Here is a 15,614-nt window from a genome sequence, read left to right on the forward strand (position 1 = left end):
TGTTAGGCATAGCAGCGGCCCCCCTTTGACATCGGGATACCCGCGTCGATGGTGGATGCTATGGGATGGTCTCGGAGAAGTTCTTGCTCGACGCGCTCCCAGATAACCAGGTACTTGCGCCGGTCGAACGCGCGGATGAAGTGGACGCCCTCGATGAGGTCCCGCTTCATGACGATGTTTCGGAAGTACCGCGTCGAGAAGTGCAGTCGCGCCGCAGCTTGTTCGGGGGTAAGGTAGGTGTTCTGATTCACGATAGCCTCCTTTGCGTAACAAACGTTAACCCTACGCAACAAATATTACGATTAACGTTTGTTCCTGTCAAGAACAAACCGATCCCCACAGGCACATTTATGATTCGATTTCTCTTGAAAGAGCGGATGGCCGACAAGTCTTTCGCGGAAGGTCGCCGTATCACCTTTGACGAGGTGTCACGCGAAACGGGCGTCAACCGGACGACGCTATCGAAGATCGCGAATCAGAAGGGGTACAACACAACAACCGATAACCTTGATGCGCTTTGCGCTTACTTCGGGTGCTCCGTCTGCGAGCTCGCCGAACGTGTCGAGGAGCCTCAGTAAAGCTGGGCCCACGAATGGGTGGTGCTCACTTTTCGAGCGACGAGGGATGGCCCGCCAAAGGCCCTTGGGCTAGCGGTGGGCTCCACGTGGGCCCCAGATGGGCTCAAGTGTTTTTGTCGGCATTGGCCTCGGTGCCGTGCGTATTCGAGGAACCCGTCGCTGCGGGATCGAAACGTGATCGCTCGAGGGGAGATAAGGCCTCGAAAGTCCGAAGCTTACGGGAGGCTTTGACAGGGGGCGGGGAGTCGGTAGAATACGCGGCTCGAAGACGACAGGCGCGTAGCTCAGCTGGTTAGAGCACTACCTTGACATGGTAGGGGTCGTTGGTTCGAGTCCAATCGCGCCTACCAATTTGTTGAAAAAAGCGAGTCAGGGTCCGCCCGGCTCGCTTTTTTTATGCCTGGGCGGTCGGTATCGACAGGGCGCGTACGCGGCGTCAGGCTGGCACCGGGCGTGCTATTCGATAAAGGGGGCATCGCGTCGGGCGATTGCTTGTGCATGCGTGATTCGTATCGGTTTTCCTGGCTTCTGGGAGTGCTGTTTCTGGCACTCGCGGCGGGTTGTGCGCCGTTGCAGCCGGCGCCGGAACGCGGATGGCAAGCGCTGGAGCCCCCCGCCTCAGAAGGACCGCTGGCGGAGTGGCTGGAAGGATTCGCGCCGGCCCGTGATCACGGCAAGACGGGATTCCGGCTGCTGGACGAGGGGGCCGAGGCCTTCCGCTGGCGGGTGATGAGCGTGCGCATGGCGCGCGAACGAATCCAGGTGCAGGCCTATATCTGGCGCGACGATGCTGCCGGACGGGTGTTGATGGGCGAATTGCTCGGGGCGGCCGATCGTGGCGTTCGGGTCTCGTTGCTCCTGGATGACGTCGACGTGCGCGGGCGTGACGCGACGCTGGCCGCGATTGCGCAGCATCCGAATGTTGAGGTTCGGATCTTCAATCCGTTTCGTACGCGCGAGGGCCTGCTGCGGGCCAGTGCCGAGTTCTTTTTTCGCGGTAGCGACCTGAACCATCGGATGCACAACAAGGCCTGGGTGGTGGACGGGCGCCTGGCGATTACGGGCGGGCGTAATGTCGGGGACGAGTACTTCGAGGTGAGCCCCGATTACAATTTTGCGGATCTGGATCTGGTGGTGGTGGGGCCGCTGGTCCGGGAGATCGACCGGTCGTTCGTGGAATTCTGGAACAGTCCGGGCGCGATCGGGGTCGAGCGCGTTGCGCGAAAGGACGGTTCGCCGGAGCGCCTGGCAATGCAGCAGGGGTCCTTGCGGGCCTGGCTGGCGCAGAATCACACCCATCCCCTGATGCAGATGGAACCCCTGAATGGGCAACCGGTGCCGCAGCCGATTGCCGATCCGGCGGCATATGTGTGGACGACGCAAGCCGAGTTCGTGGTCGATGACGAGGCCAAGGCGCGTGCACGAGGCGATGGCTCGCGCGTTGCGGACGCCCTGGGTGAGCGGCTGCTGGGGGTGGAGCAGGAACTGCTGATCGTCTCGCCGTATTTTGTTCCGGGGCGTGACGGGACCGCCCAGCTGTCGCGGATGAGCGAGTCGGGGGTGCGTGTACAGGTGCTGACGAACTCGCTGGCGGCCAACGATGTGGCCTTTACCCATGCCGGCTATGCGCGACGGCGACATGCGTTGCTGGATGCACGCGTCGAGCTGTTCGAGCTGCGTCCGACCGGGCCGCCGCGCTGGGCGCGCCTGGAGCGCGATCGCGGCATCGAGGCCTCCCAGGCCAGCCTGCATTCCAAGCTGCTGGTTTTCGACCGCGAGGAGGCCTTTGTCGGCTCGTTCAACCTGGACCCGCGCTCGGCGCATACCAACAGCGAGTCCGGAGTGTTCCTGTCCGAGCCGGTTTTGGTGGAGCAGCTGGCCGCGCTGCATCAACGGGGGATTCGACCGCAGGTGGCCTACCGGGTGGAGCGGGATGCATCCGGTGGTCTGGTATGGCGGGACGGTTCCGGAAATGCCTACCGTCAGGAGCCCAAGGCGGGTCTGTGGCGTCGGTTTGTGTCCGGGATGACCCGGATCCTTCCCGTCGAGCCGTTATTGTAGGCGGACCGCCCCGGCGAGACCGCACAACATAAAGGGAGAGCGAGACATCATGGATTGTGGACAGTGTGGCAAGCAGAACCCGCCAGAGGCGCGGTTTTGTATTCAGTGTGGTGCGCCACTGGCGGCCGGAGTCGGTAGTGACGACGGCCCGCCCGAGGCGCGCGCGGCCTACGGTGGCTTCTGGGTGCGCGTGGGGGCCTATCTGCTGGATGCGGTGATTATCGGGGTCCCGCAGATCGTGGCGCAGGCGCTGATCAGCCCGGAGACCCTGGCCGCGCGCGGGCCGGATGACCCTGTGCCGCCGGGGGAGGCGGCCTGGTTTCTGGTGAATGTCGTGGTGGCCTGGTTGTACTGGGCCGGCATGCACAGCTCCCAATACCAGGCGACGCTGGGCAAGATGGTGTTCGGGCTGCGGGTGGTGGACTTCCAGGGCGAGCGGATCTCGTTCCTGCGTGCGACCGGGCGGCATTTCGCGACCATCCTGTCCGGGCTGATCCTGATGATCGGCTACATCATGGTGGCCTTTACCAAGCGTCGGCAGGCCTTGCATGACCTGATCGCGCAGACCCTGGTGGTGCGCAAGGAGTGGGTGCGCTGATTGTGCCGGGGACGACGCCCGACTCCCGGTTCGAGCCGCAGCGCGCGCCATGAGTGAGGCGGCGAAGCATTTCGATGTGGTCGTGATCGGGGGCGGGGCAGCCGGGCTGATGTGTGCCCTGACGGCGGGCGACCGCGGGCGCCGGGTGCTGGTACTGGACCACGCCAACCGGGTCGGGAAGAAGATCCTGATGTCGGGCGGCGGCCGCTGCAACTTCACCAACATGTACTGCGAGCCGGAGAATTTCATCTCCGCGAACCCGCATTTCGTGAAGTCCGCGCTCAGCCGCTACAGCCAGTGGGACTTTATCGGCCTGGTGGAAAAGCACGGCATTCCGTACCACGAGAAGAAGCTGGGCCAGCTATTCTGCGACCATTCGTCGAAGGACATCGTGCAGATGCTGCTGGACGAGTGCGCGGCGGCCGGTGTCACGGTGCGCACCGACACGCCGGTGACGGATGTGGAAACGGGCACGCCGCACCGCCTGAAGGCCGGTGCGGAGGCCATTGCCTGCGAGTCGCTGGTGATCGCCACGGGCGGCTATTCCATCCCGCGCATGGGGGCCACCGGATTCGGGCTGGACCTTGCGCGTTCGCTGGGGCTGCCGGTGCAGCCAACCCGTCCGGCCCTGGTGCCGTTCACCCTGAGCGGGCGGCCCCTGGAGGAGCTGGAGGGGCTTTCGGGTGTGGCGCTGGATACGGTGACGACGGCCGGGGGCATGGGGTTTCGGGAGAATCTGCTGTTTACGCATCGGGGGCTGAGCGGGCCGGCGGTGTTGCAGGCGTCGTCCTACTGGGAGGAGGGGCAAGCGGTGGCGATCGACCTGTTCCCGGGCATGGATCTGGCGGCGCATTTGCGCGAACTGCGCGAACAGCGACCGAAGCTGGAGCTCAAGAGTGTGTTGGGCGAGCAGCTGACGCGCCGGGTTGCGCAGCGCTGGTGCGAGCTGTGGGTGGAGAACCGGGCGCTGGAGCACTTGAGCAACGCGGATATCGAGCAGGTAGTGGCCGCTTGTCAGCCATGGACGGTGTGGCCCGCAGGGACCGAGGGTTATCGTACGGCGGAGGTCACCCTGGGCGGGGTGGATACCGCTGCGCTGTCATCCAAGACGATGGAGTGCCGGACGATCCCGGGCCTTTACTTCATTGGCGAGGTGGTGGATGTAACCGGGCACCTGGGTGGCCACAACTTCCAGTGGGCTTGGGCCTCCGGACACGCCGCGGGCGAGTACGCCTGAGCGGTTTTCGTGCGCCGTGCACACGGCCTTTCGTGCTGTTCCGGAAACTGTGGTGGGGTTTTCCCTGTCGGGTTGGAAGAACCCGCGGAGGGTGACTACTCTTCGAAGGCAGTCCCACGCAGAAACCCAAGGAGCAGGCATGAAGATCGATCAGTTGGTAGAGACGGCCGAAGCGATGGTGGCCCCCGGCAAGGGCATCATCGCCATTGATGAATCGACGGGGACGATTGCCAAGCGCCTGGGCGCGGTCGGTGTCGAGAATACCGAGGAGAACCGCCGCACGTACCGCGAGCTGTTGCTGACGACGCCGAAGCTGAAGGAGTACATCTCGGGCGCGATCCTGTATGACGAGACGCTTCGCCAGTCCACCCGTGACGGCAAGCCGTTCGTGGACGTGATGAACGAGGCCGGCATCCTGCCCGGCATCAAGGTCGATACCGGCGCGAAGGATCTGGCCGGCTTTCCCGGGGAGAAGGTGACCGAGGGCCTGGACGGACTGCGCGAGCGGCTCGAGGAGTACGCGCGGATGGGGGCCCGGTTCGCCAAATGGCGCGCGGTCATCACCATTGGCGAGACCATGCCCACGGATACCTGCATCGAGTCGAATGCGCATGCCCTGGCACGGTATGCCGCACTGTGCCAGGAGCACGGGATCGTGCCGATCGTGGAGCCCGAGGTCCTGATGGATGGCGACCATGACATCGAGACCTGTTACGGCGTGACCGAGGCGACCCAACGGGCCGTGTTCCGGGCGCTGTACGAGCATCACGTGCTGCTCGAGGGCACCATCCTCAAGGCCAGCATGGTGCTGCCGGGCAAGGACTGCCCCGAGCAGGCCAGTGTCGAGGACGTCGCCCATGCGACCCTGCGCTGCCTGGAATCCGCCGTGCCGGCGATCCTGCCAGGGGTGGTGTTCCTCTCGGGCGGGCAGAGCGACGCCGATGCCACCAACCACCTGGACGCCATGAACCAGATCGGTGGGACACCGTGGCCGCTGTCCTTCTCCTATGGCCGTGGCATGCAGCAGGCCGCGATGGAGCTTTGGGGCAAGGATCCCGCCGCCAATTTCGAGAAGGCCCAGCAGACGGTGTTCGAGCGCGCCCGGGACAACGGGCTGGCGGCCCAGGGAAAGTACGGGGCCTGAGGTCGCCGCCTGCCAGCCGCGGTGCGCAAGCGCAGCAAACGGATCGCCGTATACATTGATCTGGATCAAGAAAGACCGTCGGAAGGCTGACTAGCCTGAGATCGTCGGATCCGATCCTCGGCCCAGCAAGGGATGCACGATCCCCCAGCGTGCGCTGCGGGCCGATTGCTTCCGACGGTGTATGTCGCGTCTTGGCCTGCTATCTCCGGATAGCAGGCTTTTTTGTGTCTGCACCGGTGCGAAATGTGACGGGCGTGGCAAAAAGATGGAAATTCGCCAACACTCAGGAAATGGCGTGTTTTCCTCCCGATCTCCATCAAACAGCGCGAAAATACGCTTTTGTTGTGCGCATTCCCCCGCCCGGTTCGGGGAACATTCGCGGTGGCCGTGCGTCGGGAGCTTGGTAAGGGGTGCGATTGGCGTCCCGGATAAAACCAAGCCACCAAGGAGATCCATATGAGTCTCACGCGCAGAGAGTTTCTCGAAGCCATGGTCGCGGCCAGTGCCGCCGGCTTCTCGATGAATGCCTGGGCAGGCGAGAAGGGGTCCTGGAAGCCGGCCGATGCGAACATGTACGACCTGCCGAAATTCGGCAACGTGTCGCTGCTGCACTACACCGACTGCCACGCGCAGCTGAAACCGGTGCACTTCCGCGAGCCGGACGTGAACATCGGCGTGGGCGATATGCAGGGCAAGCCGCCAGTGCTGGCCGGCAAGGAAATGCTGGAATATTTCGATATCCAGCCGGGCACGCCGCTGGCGCATGCTGTCACCCATATGGACTTCAAGTATGCGGCCGAGAAATACGGTCGTCTGGGTGGGTTCTCCCATCTGTCCACGCTGATCCAGAAGCTGCGCGCGGATCGCCCGAATTCCCTGCTGCTGGATGGTGGCGATACCTGGCAGGGCTCCGCCACGTCGCTGTGGACGAACGGGCAGGACATGGTCGATGCGCAGAAACTGCTGGGCGTGGACATCATGGTCGGCCACTGGGAGTTCACCTTCGGCGACGAGCGGGTGATGGAGATCATCGAAAACGACTTCAAACCCAACAACATCGAGTTCCTGGCGCAGAACATCGAGGATCGCGACTGGGGCGACCCGGTGTTCGAGCCCTATACCATCCGCGAGATGAATGGCGTGCCGGTCGCCGTGATCGGCCAGGCGTTTCCCTATACATCCGTGGCCAACCCCGACTACATGTTCCCGGACTGGAGCTTCGGCATCCGCGACGAGAACATGCAGCGCATGATCGACGAGTGCCGCGAGAAGGGCGCCAAGGTGGTGGCGATCCTGTCGCACAACGGGATGGTCACCGACATGGAGATGGCCCGTCGCCTGCGCGATGTGGACATCATCATGGGCGGGCACACGCATGACGCGGTGCCGGGCGCGATGGAGATCGAGAATGCCGGCGGCGAGACCACGCTGGTCACCAATGCCGGTTCCAATGGCAAGTTCCTTGGCGTGATGGATCTCGACGTGACCGACAGCGGCATCCGCGACTACAAGTTCACGCTGCTGCCGGTGTTCTCCAACCTGATCGAGGCGGATGCCGAGATGGAGGAGCACATCCGCTCGGTGCGCGAGCCCTATGAGGACAAACTGAATGAAGAACTGGCCGTAACCGACGGTGTTCTTTACCGCCGCGGCAACTTCAACGGTACCTTCGACGAGGTCATCATGGATGCGATGATCAAGGAAATGGATGCCGAGGTGGCCCTGTCGCCCGGCTTCCGCTGGGGCATTAGCGTCCTGCCGGGTTCGCCCATCACCTTCGAGGAGTTGATGACGCAGACCGCGACCACCTACTCGGAGACGCAGCGCAACGAGATGACCGGTGCCCAACTGAAGAATGCCCTGGAGGACGTGGCCAACTCGATCTTCAATGCCAATCCCTACCATCACCGCGGCGGGGACATGGTGCGGACCTCCGGCATCGAATACACCATCGATCCGCACGAATCGATGGGTAGCCGTATCAGCGACATGCACATCAACGGTGAGCCGCTGGACCCGGACAAGAACTACGTGGTCGCCGGCTGGGCCAATGTCCACGAGCCGCTGGATACCGATCCGGTATGGGATGTGGTCGCCGGGTATCTGCGCGATCGCGACACCATCAGCCCCGGCAAGCCCTACCTGCCGAAGCTGAAGAACGTCGCGGGTGATCCTGGCCTGGATCGCTGATCGGCGTTTGGCTTGGCCCGCGCAAGCGGTCCGGGTAGTCTCGCAGCCGCCGTGCACCATTGGGGTGTGCGGCGGCTTTTTTGTGTGTGGGAGAGGGGTTCTGGGATGGGAACGAGCGGATCAGGCTTTTCCGGCCTGCTGCTGTATTGTCGCGCGGGCTTCGAGGCGGACCTGACGGCCGAGCTGACCGACCGCGCAGCGCGCGCGGGGCTGGGTGGTTTTGCGCGGGTGCAGCCCGGCAGCGGGTACGTCCATTTCGAGCCGGCCGGCTGCACGGTGGAGGCGCTGGCGCGCGCATTACCGTTCGAGGAATTGATCTTTGCGCGGCAGGTGTTTCCGGCGTTGCCCGCACTCGAGGGCCTGGATCGCGCGGATCGGCTGACGCCCATCATCGAACAGGCGTTTGCAGCCGGATGCCCGGTGGATTCCATCTGGCACGAGATGCCCGATACCAACGAGGGCAAGGGCCTGCGCCGGTTGATCAAGGCCGTGGAACGCCCGCTGGCCTCCGTCCTGCGCAAACGCGGGGTACTGCGGGCGCAGGCAGGCGGGCTGCGCCTGCATGTGTTCTGGCACTCCGGCGACTGCGTGCAACTGGGCCTTAGCCGGCCCGGCGAGCGCAGCGAGTGGCCGGGCGGGATCCTGCACCTGCGCTCGCCGCGCGAAGCACCCAGCCGGTCGACCCTGAAGTTGGAGGAGGCCTGGCACACCTTCATCCCGCGGGATGCCTGGGACGCGCGCCTGGCGCAGGGCATGCAGGCCGTGGACCTGGGGGCAGCCCCGGGCGGCTGGACCTGGCAGTTGGTGCGGCGCGGCATGTACGTGCATGCCGTAGATAACGGGCCGATGGATGCCCCGTTGATGGCAACCACCCAGGTGGAGCACCACCGCGAGGACGCCTTCTCCTGGGTGCCACCGAAATCGGTCACCTGGCTGGTCTGCGACATCGTGGACAAGCCCTCGCGGGTGGCCGCACGCATGGCGGACTGGCTGGAGGCCGGCTGGTGCCGCGAGGCCATCTTCAATCTCAAGCTGCCGATGAAACAGCGCTGGCAGACCGTATACGACTGCCTCGACCACATCGAGGAGCGCCTTCTGGACGCCCGGATCGCCCACCAGATGCGGGCGCGCCAGCTCTACCACGACCGCGAGGAGATCACCGTGCATGTCGAGCGGGGCTGAGTTGGATGTACTCGCCCTGACGCGGCCGTTTTGCGTCCGAAATTGCACGGATAAGCGTCCCACTGGGCGGTTTTTGTGGGCATAAAAGACGTGGAGTCAGGTGGTTACCGTGGTCCGACCCTGGCGGTCACCCGTCGGGCCGGGCGGTGGCCATGTACCATATGCCAGGACCGCAGGAGAGGGTTGCGGTCGGGCCCCCTGCACCTGGACTGAAGAGGCCTGCTAATGACTCCCGCCACCGAAGACGCCCCTGATCCGCAACGGGAGACTTCAGTTCTGGCCAGTGACGGTTCCGCCACGATCGAAGAGTTGTTGCTTGGCCTGCAGGCGCAGCTCGCCGAATCCGACTCCCAAGCCGCTGTCTGCGACTTCCTGGAAGGGCTGGACGAACAGGCCATCGCCTTGTTGCTGGAATCGTTTCCATTCCGCGAGCGGGAACGCATCTGGTCCTGCATACCTCAAGACCAGCGCGGGGAGGTATTGGCCGAAGTCGGCGTGGATGCCCGCGAGCATTTGATGGCGGACATGCAGGTCGAGGAGGTCACGGCCTTGGCGCAGGATCTTCCACCGGAAACGGTGGCGGAGCTCCTGGACACGATCGACGATCCGATCCGCGAGTCCGTGATCGAAACGCTGGCCGCGGGAGTGCGACACCATGTCACGACGCTTCATGGCTACGATGACGATGCGGTCGGGCGTTACATGGATCCCGAAACCACCAATGTGAAACCGGATGTAACACTCGAGGCCGTTCAACGGTTTGTACGCATTAGTCACTCGCTGGACAGCGAGTCGCAGGAATTGCTGGTCACGGACAAGGATGCCCGCCTCGTTGGCTCGCTACGTCTGGTCGACCTCGTGCGCAACCATCAAAAAAGGACGGTTGCCGATTTCATGTACATGCCGACGTGCCTGCTCGACACCATGGATATCCGCAAGGCGGCAACCATCCTGCGTGCCCGGGAACTTCCGTTTGCGCCCGTGGTAGACGCCGAAGGCGTCCTCGTGGGTCAGCTGAACATGAGCCACATCATGGAGATCGTGCGCGAGGATGCGGACGCGACCCTGCTCGGGATGGCCGGGGTCAAGGAAGAAGGCGAGCTGTTCGCACCGATCCGGTTCAGTATTCGCAGTCGGGGTATTTGGCTCGGCATCAATCTGGCAACGGCCTTTCTGGCCGCCTACGTTATTGGCCAGTTCGAGGCCGTGCTCTCGCAGGTCGTCGCCCTGGCGGTACTCATGCCCGTTGTGGCCAGCATGGGGGGTATTGCCGGGAGCCAGACCCTGACTGTGGTCATCCGTGGCCTGGCCATGGGTCAAATCGCCGGTACGAATCGCTGGTGGCTCTTGAATAAGGAGCTGTGGGTCGGCCTGGCCAACGGGATTATCTGGGCATTGGTTGTCGGCCTGGTGGCCCATTTGTGGTTCCAGGACCTGGCGATCAGCTTCATCATCACGCTGGCGATCATCATCAACATGACGGTGGCCAACGTGGCCGGGATCACCATACCGCTGACCTTGAAACGCCTCGGCATGGACCCCGCACTTTCCGGAGCGGTCATCCTGACGACCGTCACCGACGTGGTCGGATTCCTGTCATTCCTGGGGCTGGCGACGCTGCTGATTCTGGTCTGAGTTTCGTGTTTCAAGCCTTTCCGGGCCTCGCGGCATTCGCCGATCCGGGTGCGCGTTGATGAGGTCCGGAGGGAGATGATTACGTTGCATGTCGAGCGGGGCTGACTCGGCTTCTATTCGCCCTGGACCGTAATCGTGAGCTTGCGCGTGTGGGCGGCGTAGCGGTGCTCCCAGAGGAAGAGGCCCTGCCAGGTGCCGAGGATCAGGCGGCCCTGGCCGACCGGCACGGTCAGGTCGTTGTGCGTGAGCATGGCGCGGGCGTGGGCGGCCATGTCGTCGTCGCCTTCCATGTCGTGGCGGTAGGCGGGGTCGCCGTCCGGGGCCATGCGTGCGATCAGGGTCTCCAGGTCGTGGCGGACGTCGGGATCGGCGTTCTCGGTGACCAGCAGGGAGGCGCTGGTGTGATGCTGGAAGACGTGACAGGTGCCGGTGGTAATGCCGGAGGCGCGCACAATGTGCTCGACCGCCTGAGTAATGTTCAGGGTGCCGCGTCCGCGGGTCTGCTGGGTCAGGGTGTCCTGGTAGACGGCCATGCGTATTCCTCGAATACAAACAAAAAAGCGCCCGTAGGCGCTTGATTGGTCGATCTAAATTGGTGGAGGCGGCGGGAATCGAACCCGCGTCCGCAGGACCTCCGCCTTCGGCTCTACATGCTTATTCTGTCTTTTAGTTTAACCAGCGACCACCCGACAGTCAGGGCATGTAGCTGGCGATCCCGGTTGAGTTTTAATGGGTCCACGCCGGGCGCGCTTCACCACGATCTTATGAGAGTCGACGCCCGATACTGGACGCATAAGCACGGCTCCAGTCGGACGGCATCTACCGGTTTTTAAGCGGCGAGTGCGTAGTTGTCGTCGTTGGCAACTATTTTTTTGCAGTGGTTTTAACGAGGTCCACTACAGCCTCGGCATGCACCTCAGGTTTCGCGACCCGCGTCGAAGCCATGTCGCCCCCAAGTACTACATGGACAGGGTAACGCATCGGGAGTTCCCCAACCAGCGCAATTGCTGTCACGTACCGGTCCCGCGCGGCAGGCGCCTCCGGTACAATGCGCGGCTTTCGGTACGTCCGGTTTCGAGGAAGCGTAATGCGGGTTGTGGAAGGGGGCGCGGCGGTCTCGCCGTTTCGGCTGCGGGCTCTGGAGGCAGGGCTGCGGGCAAGCGTACCGGGTGCCGGCCCGCTGGCGGCACGGTTCATCTATTTCGTGGCGACTCGCCGTCGGCTGAGTCCGGACGAGGAGGCAGTGCTGGCGCGCCTGCTGCGCGAGGGCGATGCCTGGGAGGCCCCCGAGTTTGCGGTGCAACGCGAACTGGTGGTGATCCCGCGCTTTGGCACGATCAGCCCGTGGTCGTCCAAGGCCACCGAGATTGCCCACCATGCCGGGCTGGAGGACGCGGTCGAGCGCATCGAGCGCGGCATCCACTGGCAGATCGGGGGCGAAGCAGCGGCGAGGGCCGATTTGGAGGCGCTGGCCGACCTGCTCCATGATCGCATGACCGACGCGGTGATCGAGGATCCGGCGGCCGCGGCCCAACTCTTTCACCACGAGACGCCACGGTCGCTGGGGCGTGTGGAGCTCGGCGAGGATGCCCGCGCGGCGCTGGAGCGCGCGAATGGCGAGCTGGGCCTGGCGCTGTCCCCGGACGAGATCGATTACCTGGCCGATGGGTTCTCCGCGCTGGGGCGCGCGCCGACCGATGCCGAACTGATGATGTTCGCGCAGGCCAACTCGGAACACTGCCGGCACAAGATCTTCAATGCCGCCTGGGTGCTGGACGGCGAGGCCGACGAGCGCACGCTGTTCGGGATGATTCGCCAGACCCATGCGCGCCATCCCGAGGGCGTGCTGTCCGCCTATAGTGATAACGCATCGGTCATCGCCGGGCATGAAGGGACGCGCCTGATGCCGGATGCAATTACCGGCGAGTATCGTCGCGAGGCGCTGGATCTGGCGATCCTGATGAAGGTCGAGACGCATAACCATCCGACCGCGATCTCCCCGTTTCCCGGGGCTGCCACCGGCTCCGGTGGCGAGATCCGCGACGAGGGCGCGACGGGACAGGGGTCCAAGCCCAAGGCAGGGCTGACCGGGTTCTCCGTGTCCAACCTGCGCATTCCCGGCTTCGAACAGCCCTGGGAGCGGGATTTTGGCCGCCCTGGCCGGATCGAGAGCGCGCGCCAGATCATGCTGGATGGCCCGATCGGCGCGGCTGCCTTTAATAACGAGTTCGGGCGGCCGGCGCTGGCTGGCTACTTCCGTACCCTGGAGATGGCACTGCCGGATGCCGCGGGCGGCGAGACCCTGTACGGCTATCACAAGCCGATCATGCTGGCCGGTGGGGTCGGGTCGATCCGGGGCGAGCACGTGCACAAGCAGGATGTGCCGGCCGGTACCCCGATCGTCGTCCTGGGTGGCCCGGCGATGCTGATCGGTCTGGGCGGCGGGGCGGCCTCGTCCATGGCGAGCGGGGCGAGTTCGGAGCAGCTGGACTTCGCCTCGGTGCAGCGTGGCAACCCCGAGATGGAGCGGCGCTGCCAGGAAGTGATCGACCGGTGCACGGCCCTGGGGGCCGGCAACCCCATCCTGTCGATCCACGATGTGGGCGCGGGCGGGTTGTCCAACGCCATTCCGGAGATCCTGGACGACGCCGGGCGCGGTGGGGTGATCCAGTTGCGCGACCTGCCGACGGCCGAGCCGGGTCTGTCGCCGATGGAGCTGTGGTGCAACGAGGCACAGGAACGCTACGTGCTGGCGATTGCCCGCGAACATCTGGAGACCTTCCGTACCCTGGCGGCGCGTGAGCGCGCCCCGTTCGCGGTGGTGGGCGAGGCCACGGACGAGGGGCACCTGAAGGTCGAGGACGACCTGTTCCACGAGCCGCCGGTGGATATGCCCATGGGCATGTTGCTGGGCAAGATGCCGTTGATGACCCGCGAGGACCGCCGCCGGGCGCCGCCGGTGACGGACTTCGATCCCGAGGCCTGTCCGTTGGCGGAGGCACTGGAGCGCGTGCTGCACATGCCTTCGGTCGCGGCCAAGCACTTCCTGATCACGATCGGGGATCGCAGCGTGGGAGGGCTGGTCGCGCGCGACCAGATGGTCGGTCCCTGGCAGGTGCCGGTGGCGGACTGCGCCGTCACGCTGACGGATTTCGATGGTTATACCGGCGAGGCGATGGCGATGGGCGAGCGCACGCCGCTGGCGATCCTGTCGGCGCCGGCCTCCGGGCGCATGGCCATCGGCGAGGTGGTGACCAACCTGGCCGGGGCCGATATCGACGGTACGGATGCGATTCGCCTTTCGGCCAACTGGATGGCCGCCGCCGGGGTACCGGGCGAGGACGCCAACCTGTTCGACACCGTGCGCGCCATTGCCGAGGACCTGTGTCCGGCGCTGGGGATATCGATCCCGGTGGGCAAGGACTCGCTGTCCATGCGCACGGTATGGGAGACCGAGGACGGGCAGGCGCGGCACATGCACGCACCGGTATCGCTGATCGTCTCGGGCTTTGCCCGGGTCGCGGATGCGCGCCGGACCCTGACGCCGCAGCCGGATCCGGCTGCGGACGATCGACTGTGGCTGATCGATCTGGGCGAGGGTCGCGCGCGCATGGGGGGCTCGGCGCTGGCCCAGGGCTACGGACATATCGGCGAGACCGCCCCGGACCTGGTGGATGCCGCCCGTCTGCGCGCCTTCTTCGACGCCATCGGCACCCTGCGCCGCAACGGCCTGTTGCGCGCCTACCATGACCGCTCCGACGGCGGACTGGTCACCACATTGCTGGAGATGGCCTTTGCCGGGCGCTGTGGGCTCGATGTGGAGATCCCTGGCGGACAGCCGGTAGCGGCCTGGCTGTTCAACGAGGAACTGGGTGCGGTGGTCCAGATGGCTGCGGGTGCCGAGTCCGCGCTGCGCGACGCCTTCGCGGAGGCGGGGCTGGAGGCGCACCTGCACCCGGTGGCGCGCCTGCGCGAGGACGAACAGATCGCCATCCGCCAGGACGGGCGGGATCTGTACACCGGTGACCGTGCCGGTCTGCAGCGTCAGTGGCAGGAGACCTCGGCGCGGATGCAGCGGCTGCGCGATGATCCGGAGTGTGCCGACGAGGAGCTCGCGCGGGTGGATGCCGATGGCGGTCTGCAGCCACGGGTGAATTTCGATCCGGCCGAGGATGTGGCCGCCCCGATGATCGCGCGCGGCGAACGTCCGCGCATTGCGATCCTGCGCGAGCAGGGGGTCAACGGGCAGCTGGAGATGGCGGCGGCGTTCGAGCGCGCCGGGTTTGCCCCGGTGGACGTGCACATGACTGACCTGCTGGATGGGCGCCAGGATCTGGGCTCGATGCAGGGGATGGCCGTCTGCGGCGGGTTTTCCTACGGCGACGTTCTGGGTGCCGGCGGCGGCTGGGCGCAGACGATCCTGAATCATCCGGCTCTGCGGGATGCCTTCCAGGGATTCTTCGAGCGTCCCGAGACCTTCACGCTGGGGGTCTGCAACGGCTGTCAGATGCTTTCGCATCTCGCCCCGCTGATCCCGGGAGCCGATCACTGGCCACGCTTTGTGCGCAACCGTTCCGAGCAGTTCGAGGCGCGCCTGTCGCAGGTGCGCATCGAGCCGGGCCCGGCCGTGCTGCTCGACGGAATGGCCGGCTCGGTGCTGCCGGTCGTGGTCTCGCATGGCGAGGGACGCACCCGTTACGCTAATGGTGTGCCGGTCCATGATCAGGCCACCCTGCGCTACGTGGAGGCCGATGACACCCCGGCGACGGTTTATCCGGCCAATCCGAATGGCTCTGCCGGCGGGGCCACCGGCTTCGCGAGTGAGGATGGGCGCGCGCTGATCATGATGCCGCATCCGGAACGCGTGTTCCGCAGCGTGCAGCACAGCTGGCACCCGGCGGACTGGGGCGAGGAGGGCCCGTGGTTGCGGCTGTTCCGCAATGCCCGGGTGTTCGTCGGCTGAAGCCCGCCATGGTCTATAACGGAAAC

General features: G+C 65.0%; 11 protein-coding genes, 1 tRNA gene and 1 other RNA gene. 10 read left to right on the forward strand and 3 right to left on the reverse strand.

Annotated features, from left to right (window positions below; translation table 11 throughout):
* Window positions 1-2 precede the first annotated feature (2 nt).
* Window positions 3-251 carry a hypothetical protein gene (locus G315_RS0100995; protein WP_019611723.1) on the reverse strand — a complete coding sequence of 83 codons (249 nt, stop codon included), beginning with the start codon at window positions 249-251 and terminating at the stop codon, window positions 3-5.
* Between the two features lie 99 nt (window positions 252-350).
* On the opposite strand from G315_RS0100995, the gene G315_RS0101000 reads away from it, so the two are divergent.
* The 9 genes from G315_RS0101000 to mgtE all read left to right on the forward strand — a co-directional run bounded on the left by G315_RS0101000 (window position 351) and on the right by mgtE (window position 10,625).
* Window positions 351-578: a helix-turn-helix transcriptional regulator gene (locus G315_RS0101000; protein ID WP_019611724.1), complete on the forward strand. Its 228-nt coding sequence runs from the start codon at window positions 351-353 to the stop codon at window positions 576-578.
* Window positions 579-851: 273 nt separating this feature from the next.
* A tRNA-Val gene (locus tag G315_RS0101005) sits at window positions 852-928 on the forward strand.
* A gap of 148 nt (window positions 929-1,076) precedes the next feature.
* On the forward strand, window positions 1,077-2,639 hold the full coding sequence (locus G315_RS0101010; protein ID WP_019611725.1) for a phospholipase D family protein: 1,563 nt from the start codon (window positions 1,077-1,079) through the stop codon (window positions 2,637-2,639).
* A 49-nt stretch (window positions 2,640-2,688) separates the two neighbouring features.
* A complete protein-coding gene (locus G315_RS0101015; protein ID WP_018145771.1) occupies window positions 2,689-3,237 on the forward strand; it encodes an RDD family protein in 549 nt (182 codons plus the stop codon).
* A gap of 49 nt (window positions 3,238-3,286) precedes the next feature.
* Complete coding sequence (locus G315_RS0101020) at window positions 3,287-4,474, forward strand: NAD(P)/FAD-dependent oxidoreductase (protein WP_018145770.1); 1,188 nt, start codon at window positions 3,287-3,289, stop codon at window positions 4,472-4,474.
* Between the two features lie 139 nt (window positions 4,475-4,613).
* On the forward strand, window positions 4,614-5,618 hold the full coding sequence (locus tag G315_RS0101025) for a class I fructose-bisphosphate aldolase (protein WP_018145769.1): 1,005 nt from the start codon (window positions 4,614-4,616) through the stop codon (window positions 5,616-5,618).
* A gap of 456 nt (window positions 5,619-6,074) precedes the next feature.
* Window positions 6,075-7,808, forward strand: coding sequence for a thiosulfohydrolase SoxB (gene soxB, locus G315_RS0101030; RefSeq protein WP_018145768.1), 1,734 nt, complete (start codon window positions 6,075-6,077; stop codon window positions 7,806-7,808).
* Between the two features lie 105 nt (window positions 7,809-7,913).
* A complete protein-coding gene (gene rlmM, locus G315_RS0101035) occupies window positions 7,914-8,990 on the forward strand; it encodes a 23S rRNA (cytidine(2498)-2'-O)-methyltransferase RlmM (RefSeq protein ID WP_018145767.1) in 1,077 nt (358 codons plus the stop codon).
* A gap of 225 nt (window positions 8,991-9,215) precedes the next feature.
* A complete protein-coding gene (gene mgtE / locus G315_RS0101040) occupies window positions 9,216-10,625 on the forward strand; it encodes a magnesium transporter (RefSeq protein ID WP_026182110.1) in 1,410 nt (469 codons plus the stop codon).
* Window positions 10,626-10,738: 113 nt separating this feature from the next.
* Here mgtE and G315_RS0101045 read toward each other — a convergent pair whose 3' ends face one another.
* Together G315_RS0101045 and ssrA are read right to left on the reverse strand one after the other, a co-directional pair.
* On the reverse strand, window positions 10,739-11,158 hold the full coding sequence (locus G315_RS0101045; protein ID WP_018145765.1) for a secondary thiamine-phosphate synthase enzyme YjbQ: 420 nt from the start codon (window positions 11,156-11,158) through the stop codon (window positions 10,739-10,741).
* A 60-nt stretch (window positions 11,159-11,218) separates the two neighbouring features.
* Window positions 11,219-11,579, reverse strand: a transfer-messenger RNA (tmRNA) gene (ssrA, locus tag G315_RS13915).
* A gap of 133 nt (window positions 11,580-11,712) precedes the next feature.
* On the opposite strand from ssrA, the gene purL reads away from it, so the two are divergent.
* Window positions 11,713-15,588 carry a phosphoribosylformylglycinamidine synthase gene (gene purL / locus G315_RS0101050; protein ID WP_018145764.1) on the forward strand — a complete coding sequence of 1,292 codons (3,876 nt, stop codon included), beginning with the start codon at window positions 11,713-11,715 and terminating at the stop codon, window positions 15,586-15,588.
* Window positions 15,589-15,614: the final 26 nt, after the last annotated feature.

Origin of the sequence: Thioalkalivibrio sp. AKL7, from assembly GCF_000381705.1 — a bacterium.
GTDB lineage: Bacteria > Pseudomonadota > Gammaproteobacteria > Ectothiorhodospirales > Ectothiorhodospiraceae > Thioalkalivibrio > Thioalkalivibrio versutus.

What these genes read in the sequence shown, in the direction of transcription:
- G315_RS0101000 (WP_019611724.1), top strand. Translation starts at nt 351, where the DNA reads ATGATTCGATTTCTCTTGAAAGAGCGGATGGCCGACAAGTCTTTCGCG.
- G315_RS0101010 (WP_019611725.1), top strand. Translation starts at nt 1,077, where the DNA reads ATGCGTGATTCGTATCGGTTTTCCTGGCTTCTGGGAGTGCTGTTTCTG.
- G315_RS0101015 (WP_018145771.1), top strand. Translation starts at nt 2,689, where the DNA reads ATGGATTGTGGACAGTGTGGCAAGCAGAACCCGCCAGAGGCGCGGTTT.
- G315_RS0101020 (WP_018145770.1), top strand. Translation starts at nt 3,287, where the DNA reads ATGAGTGAGGCGGCGAAGCATTTCGATGTGGTCGTGATCGGGGGCGGG.
- G315_RS0101025 (WP_018145769.1), top strand. Translation starts at nt 4,614, where the DNA reads ATGAAGATCGATCAGTTGGTAGAGACGGCCGAAGCGATGGTGGCCCCC.
- soxB (WP_018145768.1), top strand. Translation starts at nt 6,075, where the DNA reads ATGAGTCTCACGCGCAGAGAGTTTCTCGAAGCCATGGTCGCGGCCAGT.
- rlmM (WP_018145767.1), top strand. Translation starts at nt 7,914, where the DNA reads ATGGGAACGAGCGGATCAGGCTTTTCCGGCCTGCTGCTGTATTGTCGC.
- mgtE (WP_026182110.1), top strand. Translation starts at nt 9,216, where the DNA reads ATGACTCCCGCCACCGAAGACGCCCCTGATCCGCAACGGGAGACTTCA.
- G315_RS0101045 (WP_018145765.1), bottom strand. Translation starts at nt 11,158, where the DNA reads ATGGCCGTCTACCAGGACACCCTGACCCAGCAGACCCGCGGACGCGGC.
- purL (WP_018145764.1), top strand. Translation starts at nt 11,713, where the DNA reads ATGCGGGTTGTGGAAGGGGGCGCGGCGGTCTCGCCGTTTCGGCTGCGG.